This window comes from Pseudomonas sp. C1C7 (assembly GCF_013359595.1).
In the GTDB taxonomy this organism is placed as follows: domain Bacteria; phylum Pseudomonadota; class Gammaproteobacteria; order Pseudomonadales; family Pseudomonadaceae; genus Aquipseudomonas.
The window spans coordinates 320,653-327,475 of sequence record NZ_JABFMP010000003.1 but is presented as its reverse complement, the minus strand read 5'-3'; the positions used below and the strand labels follow the sequence as shown (position 1 = coordinate 327,475).

The window sequence follows — 6,823 nt, the reverse complement described above, 5'->3', positions numbered from 1 at the left end:
GATGCTCCCGTATGAATGCCGGAGCGAAGGGATCCCGAGCCTTGGCGAGGGACCGAACGTCGGGGCGAGACCTTTGCTTCCTTTGGGGCGTTTGCCAAAGGGAGTCGGCCGCCAGGCCGAAACAGAGAAAGCGGCCGTTACCGCGGGAATGGATATGTACACAACCAAAAAAGCTCGCGAGCAGGCTCGCACAATGGATCGGCCTACACCGGACCACTGTGGGCTTGCTCGCGAAGAGGGTGTGTCAGTCACCGTTGATTTGGCTGACACACCGCTTTCGCGAGCAAGCCCGCTCCATCAGGTTCAGTGCGACGCCTCACCGAAACCGATCAACCTCGGACCGCAGATCCGCCGCCAGCTTCTCCAGCTCCTTGGCGGTCACCGCCAAATTCGACACCACTTCACGCTGCTCGCTGTTGGCCAGCGCGATGCTCTGCAGGTTGCTGCTGAGCAAGGTCGCGGTGCTGCTCTGTTCCTGGGTCGCGGTGGTGATCGCGGCGAACTGCTGACCGGCCGAGCGGCTTTGCTCGTCGATGCGCGCCAGCGCGGCAGCGACGTTGGCGTTGCGCGACAGGCCTTCCTGCATCAGTACGTTGCCCTGCTCCATGGTGCTGATGGCGTTGCCGGTCTCCTGCTGGATGCTGTGGATCATGCCGGAGATTTCATCGGTGGCTTCACGGGTGCGCGAAGCCAGATTGCGCACTTCATCCGCCACCACCGCGAACCCGCGACCCTGCTCACCGGCACGGGCCGCTTCGATGGCGGCATTGAGCGCCAGCAGGTTGGTCTGTTCGGCGATCGAGGTGATCACCCCGACGATGCCGCCGATTTCCTGGGAGCGCTGGCCCAGGGTATTGATCACCGATGCGGTGCTGTTGAGGGCGCCGGCGATCTGCTCCAGCGACGAAGACGCCTCGTCCATGGAGGTGCGACCGATCTGGGTTTGCTGGGCGTTTTCCTGGGCTAGACGCTGGGTGTTGCCCATGTTGTCGGCGATGTTCAAAGAGGTTGCGCTGAACTCCTCCACGGCGCCGGCCATGCTGGTGATTTCCCCCGACTGCTGCTCCATCCCCTCATAGGCACCACCGGACAAACCGGACAAAGCCTGGGCACGGCTGTTGACCTCAAGCGAAGCATTGCGGATGTGCTCGACCATGGTCGACAGCGCCTGGCTCATCTGGTTGAACGCGCGGGACAGCTGGCCGATTTCGTCGTTGCTCGACACATTCAGGCGCACGCTCAGATCACCAGCGCCCAAGGCTTCGGCCTGACGCACCAGATCCCCCAACGGCGCGAGTTTGCTGCGCAACAGCCAGACCGCCGCACCCACCGCCAGCAACATCGCCAGCAAGCTGCCAATGGCCAGGCGAATACCGACGCTCCAGGTCACGGCGCTGATTTCGCTCTTCGGCATGCTCGCCACCACCGACCACGGGCCGTCCGCAAACGGCACCGCGATGCTGTAGAAGTCTTCGGCCTTGTCGCTCCAGAAATCACCCTTGCCCGGGGTTTTCGCCAACGCCACAACCGCCGGGACCGCTTGATCCAGCGCCTCGACACCGGCAATCGGCACCAGCCATTTGTTCTGCTCGTCCAACAGCGCCAGCGAGCCGGTCTGGCCGATGCGGAAGCGCTTGAGGTTTTCGAACTGGGCCTTCTGCGCGTCGGTGTAGTCGAAACCTACGTACAGCACCGCAATCACCTTGCCGCTGCTGTCCCGAACCGGGGTGTACTGCGACATGTAGAAGCGTTCAAACAGCAAGGAGCGCCCCACGAAACTCTGCCCCGCCATCAAACGCGCATAGGCCGGGTTCGCGTGATCCAGCACCGTGCCGATGGCGCGACTGCCATCCTGCTTGCTGACGTTGGTACTGACCCGAATGAAGTCCTCGCCGCTGCGCACGAACACCGTGGCCACGCCGGCTGTCATCTGCTTGAACTGGTCCACTTCCTTGAAGTTGTTGTTGAGCACTTCACTGCCCAGGTGCAGGCCCGGCGTCTGCACGCCCGCCACCGTCACCGGCTCATCCGGATGCACACTCAGACCTTCACCGAAACGCTTCTCGAACAGCCCCGCCAGACGCTGGGTGCTTTCGCGCAAGGTGGCGTGGAAGGTGGTCAATTGGTCAGCCAGCAACCGGGCTTCACTGGCCAGGTGCTCTTCGCGGGTGGCGAGGTTGGCGGAGTCCAGCGAACGCAGGGCGAACAGGGTACTGCCAGTGATGACGACCGCCAGTATCACAGCGAGGGCAACACCCAGCTGTGAGGCGATCCGGGCACGGGGATGAGACATGACTGCTCCTGGCCGAGCAACCGGATCATCCTGATCTCGATAGACGCTCAGCAAAATTTCTAATAGTTGGGGGTGTAGCGTCGAACCTGCACGAAGGTTCCACAGGAGGATTTTCGGCGGCCAGAGGCAATACTTGAGCAAGAAGAAAGGAATTGGCCAAAGGCCACCATTGCGGCGGCTCTATCGATTCAGCTCAAGCGCACGACATCCGGCAGTTCCATGGCCCGGACTTCGTTTTGGAGGAAGTCGCTGAGCCTGCGCATGCGTTCGCCGCCAGGACGGGTTTTCGGCCAAACCAGGTAATATTTCTCGCCACTGGCGACCGCCGTCGGCCACGGCAGGCTCAAGCGGCCTTGCGCGACATCTTCAGCCACCATCAGCAGATCGCCCATGGACACGCCGTAACCCCGCGCGGCGGCGATCATGCCCAGCTCCAGCGTATCGAACACCTGCCCGCCCTTGAGCGACACCTGTTCGGCCATACCCATGCGCTCCAGCCAGTTGCGCCAGTCGCGCCGGTCCGGTGTCGGGTGCAGCAGCTCGGTGTTGGCCAGGCGCTCGGCATCCCAAGGCGGATCGACCGGCAAATTGGGTGCGCCCACCGGGATCAATTCTTCGGGGAACAGGTAGCTCGCCTCCCAGTCCGGCGGGAAATGGCCGTTGCTCAGCAACACCGCGCAATCGAACGGTTCCTCGTTGAAGTCCACCGAATCGATGTCCATCCAGGCGCTGGTCAACTGCACTTCGTTGCCCGGCTGCAAATGACGGAAGCGACTCAGGCGCGCCAGCAACCAACGCATGGTCAGGGTCGAAGGGGCTTTCATGCGCAAAATGTCGTCTTCGGCGCGCAAGGTATTGCAGGCGCGCTCCAGAGCAGTGAAGCCTTCGCGGATCCCCGGCAGCAGCAGGCGGGCCGATTCGGTGAGCTGCAGGTGACGGCCGCTGCGATGGAACAGGCGGCAGGCGAAATGCTCTTCGAGGGTGCGGATATGCCGGCTGACTGCGCTCTGGGTAATCGACAATTCTTCCGCCGCGCGTGTGAAAGAACTATGTCGCGCCGCCGCTTCGAATGCGCGCAGGGCATACAAGGGAGGAAGACGACGGGACATCAGGAAAGCTCCTACAAAGGGATTCGCTTACCCTAACAGAATCTTCCCTGCATGAGTTTGACTCATGCCACCCATCCTATTTATCCCTTTGTGCAAAGCCCGCGGAGCGCCGAGAATCGATCCTTTCCTGTCCACTTTTACTCTGGAGCGTGATGACCATGCAGCATCCAGCACGTACTGAACTCTGGGCCATATTGCGGCTGTCGGGGCCGCTGATCGCCTCGCAGTTGGCGCACATGCTGATGGTCCTCACCGACACCCTGATGATGGCGCGCCTGAGCCCGGAAGCGCTGGCCGGCGGTTCGCTGGGTGCGGCGAGCTATTCGTTCGTGTCGATTTTCTGCATCGGCGTGATTGCCGCAGTCGGCACCCTGGTGGCGATCCGTCAGGGCGCGGGGGATATTCTCGGCGCGGCTCGACTGACCCAGGCCGGCGTCTGGCTGGCGTGGTTGATGGCGATCGGTGGCGGGCTGCTGCTGTGGAACCTCAAGCCGGTCCTGCTGCTGTTCGGCCAGACACCCACCAACGTTCAGGCGGCCGGACAATTCCTGGTGTTCCTGCCCTTCGCCCTGCCCGGCTACCTGACGTTCATGGCCTTGCGTGGCTTCACCAGCGCCATCGGCCGGGCGACGCCGGTGATGGTCATCAGCCTGGGCGGCACCGTGGCCAACTTCCTGCTCAACTACGCGTTGATCACCGGGATGTTCGGCCTGCCGAAACTGGGCCTGATGGGCATCGGTCTGGTCACTGCGATTGTCGCCAACCTCATGGCCCTGGCGCTGGCCTGGCACATTCGCCGGCATCCGGCGTACGACGCTTATCCACTGCGCCATGGCCTGCTGAAGCTCAACCGCCAGTACCTGAAGGAACTGTGGCGCCTGGGCCTGCCCATCGGCGGCACCTACGCGGTGGAGGTCGGGCTGTTTGCGTTCGCCGCGTTGTGCATGGGCACCATGGGCAGTACGCAATTGGCGGCGCACCAGATCGCCCTGCAAATCGTGTCGGTGGCGTTCATGGTGCCGGCGGGGATTTCCTATGCGATCACCATGCGCATCGGCCAACACTACGGCGCCGGGCAATTGCAGGATGCGCGACTGGCCGGGCGGGTCGGCATCGGCTTCGGCGCGGTGGCGATGCTCTGTTTCGCGATGGTGTTCTGGCTGTTGCCGAACCAGTTGATCGGCCTGTTCCTGGACCACAACGACCCGGCGTTCCGCGAGGTCATCAACCTGGCCGTGAGCCTGTTGGCGGTGGCGGCCTGGTTCGAGCTGTTCGACGGCACGCAAACCATCGCCATGGGCTGCATTCGCGGGCTCAAGGACGCCAAGACCACCTTCCTGGTGGGCCTGGCCTGCTATTGGCTGATTGGCGCTCCGGCGGCGTGGTGGATGGCGTTCCACCTGCACTGGGGGCCGACGGGGGTCTGGTGGGGACTGGCGCTGGGGCTGGCGTGCTCGGCGATCAGCCTGACGCTGGCGTTTGAGTGGAAGATGAAGCGGATGATCAGGCGTGAGCCGGTCACAACACAAAACTTCGAGGTCGCATAAACCCTTGCAGGAGCGAGGCTTGCCCGCGAAGGCGGTGTGTCAGTCAAAGTCCATGTCGACTGATACACCGCCTTCGCGGGCAAGCCTCGCTCCTACAAGTGGTATTTGTGGTTAGACCACGACTTCCAATACCGGCTGCTGGCTGCTGCCAAACATCAGGTATTCCACCAGATCCGCCAGCGCCAGCGGCTTGCTGATCAGATACCCCTGCACCTGATCGCACTCAAACCCGCGCAGCAACTCCATCTGCTCCGGCGTTTCCACGCCTTCTGCAACCACTTCCAGGTTGAGGTTGTGCGCCAGGTTGATCATGGCGTGCACCAGTTTGCGGTTCTCTTCGCGCTGTTCCATGCCGCCGACAAAGCTCTTGTCGATCTTCAGCAGCGTGATCGGCAGGCTATTGAGGTGCACGAAGGACGAGAAGCCGGTGCCAAAATCGTCGAGGGAGAAGCGCACGCCCAGGCGTCCGAGGGCGTCCATGGTCTGTTTGACCAGATCGCTGCGGCGCATGACCGCGGTTTCCGTCAGTTCGAATTCCAGCCATTGCGCCTCGACGCCGCGCTCGGCAATCAGCCGGCTCAGGGTCGACAGCAGCTGGCTGTCCTGGAATTGGCGGAATGACAGGTTGATCGCCATGTGCAACGGCGGCAGGCCCAGCTCCAGCAGCGCCTGCATGTCGCGCAGGGCCCGGGAAATCACCCAGTAACCCAGCGGCACGATCAGGCCGCTCTGCTCGGCCAGTGGCACGAACTCGCTCGGCGGCAGCAGACCGCGCTCGGCATGGCGCCAGCGCACCAGGGCTTCGAGGCCGACGATCTGGCCATCTTCGAGGTTCAGGCGTGGCTGGTAATGCAATTCCAGCTCATCGCGGCGTAATGCCCGGCGCAGCTCGGTTTCGAGGTCGGCGATGCTGCGGGCATTGCGGTTGATGCGTTCGTTGAAGATGTGAAAAGTGCAGCCCTGGGTGCTCTTGGCCTGCTGCATGGCGATGTGGGCGTGCCACATCAGCGGGTCGGCGCCGCCCTGGGCCCGGGCGTGGGCGATACCCAGACTGGAGCCGATCAACAGGCTTTCGCCGTCGACCCAGTAAGGTTCTGCCAGCGCTTCGGTGATGCGTTCGGCCATCCACTCCGCGCGCTGCGGGGCGCGGCGGGTGTCGATGAGCAAGGCGAATTCGTCGCTGCCCAGGCGCGCCAGCTGATCGCCGGCTTCGAGCTGGCTCTTGAGCCGCGCGACCACTTGCAGGATCAGCCGGTCACCGGCCTGATGGCCGAGGGCGTCGTTGGCGTAACGGAAGTTGTCGAGATCGAGGTGCCCCAGCGCCAGGCCGCGGCCGTCGTTTTCCGCCAGACGCGCCGTCAGCAGAGTCTGGAAGCCCTGGCGGTTGGCGATGCCGGTCAGGGGATCCTGCTCGGCCAGGCGTTGCAGCGTGGTTTCCAGCACGCCGCGCTCGCGCACATGGCGCAGGCAGCGACGCAACATGCCAGGGTCGAGATGGTCGCGCACCAGCCAGTCGCTTACACCGTCGGGCGGGGTCAGGGGTTCGTGTTCGAGCAAAAGCACCGTTGGCAGACAGCAACGGCCCGGCGCCGGCTGAAGGGCCGGGATCGTCAATAACACTGCGCTGCGGTCGTCATCGAACAGACTGCTGACAGACTCCCAACTCGGTGCGCTGATGAGCACGGCCGAGCTCCCCATTGGAGCCAGACACTCGCGCAACAACGCTGCCCACGCTGGCTCTTCGGCCAATAGCAGCAAACGCAAGGGTTCGACAGGCGTAGACAAGCTAGCTCCCTAGACTCTGCAAAGATGTAGGCGACAGGCATTATGCCGATCTGGCCAGCAATGACCAAATGACATCACTTACCAAACGA

General features: G+C 63.1%; 4 protein-coding genes. 1 reads left to right on the top strand and 3 read right to left on the bottom strand.

All coding sequences use genetic code 11. The annotated features are described in order from the left end of the window. Positions 1–316: 316 nt before the first annotated feature. Positions 317–2,293 carry a methyl-accepting chemotaxis protein gene (locus tag HNO86_RS04565; RefSeq protein ID WP_175375833.1) on the bottom strand — a complete coding sequence of 659 codons (1,977 nt, stop codon included), beginning with the start codon at positions 2,291–2,293 and terminating at the stop codon, positions 317–319. Positions 2,294–2,481: 188 nt separating this feature from the next. Beyond that, a complete protein-coding gene (locus tag HNO86_RS04560) occupies positions 2,482–3,402 on the bottom strand; it encodes a LysR substrate-binding domain-containing protein (RefSeq protein WP_175375832.1) in 921 nt (306 codons plus the stop codon). Positions 3,403–3,560: 158 nt separating this feature from the next. Between HNO86_RS04560 and HNO86_RS04555 the strand changes: the two genes are divergently transcribed. Beyond that, a complete protein-coding gene (locus HNO86_RS04555) occupies positions 3,561–4,949 on the top strand; it encodes a NorM family multidrug efflux MATE transporter (RefSeq protein ID WP_175375831.1) in 1,389 nt (462 codons plus the stop codon). 111 nt (positions 4,950–5,060) lie between these two features. Here the strand turns inward: HNO86_RS04555 and HNO86_RS04550 are convergent, their stop codons facing one another. Further along, entirely contained in the window at positions 5,061–6,734 is a 1,674-nt protein-coding gene (locus tag HNO86_RS04550) for a bifunctional diguanylate cyclase/phosphodiesterase (protein WP_175375830.1), read from the bottom strand. Between the last annotated feature and the right edge of the window lie 89 nt (positions 6,735–6,823).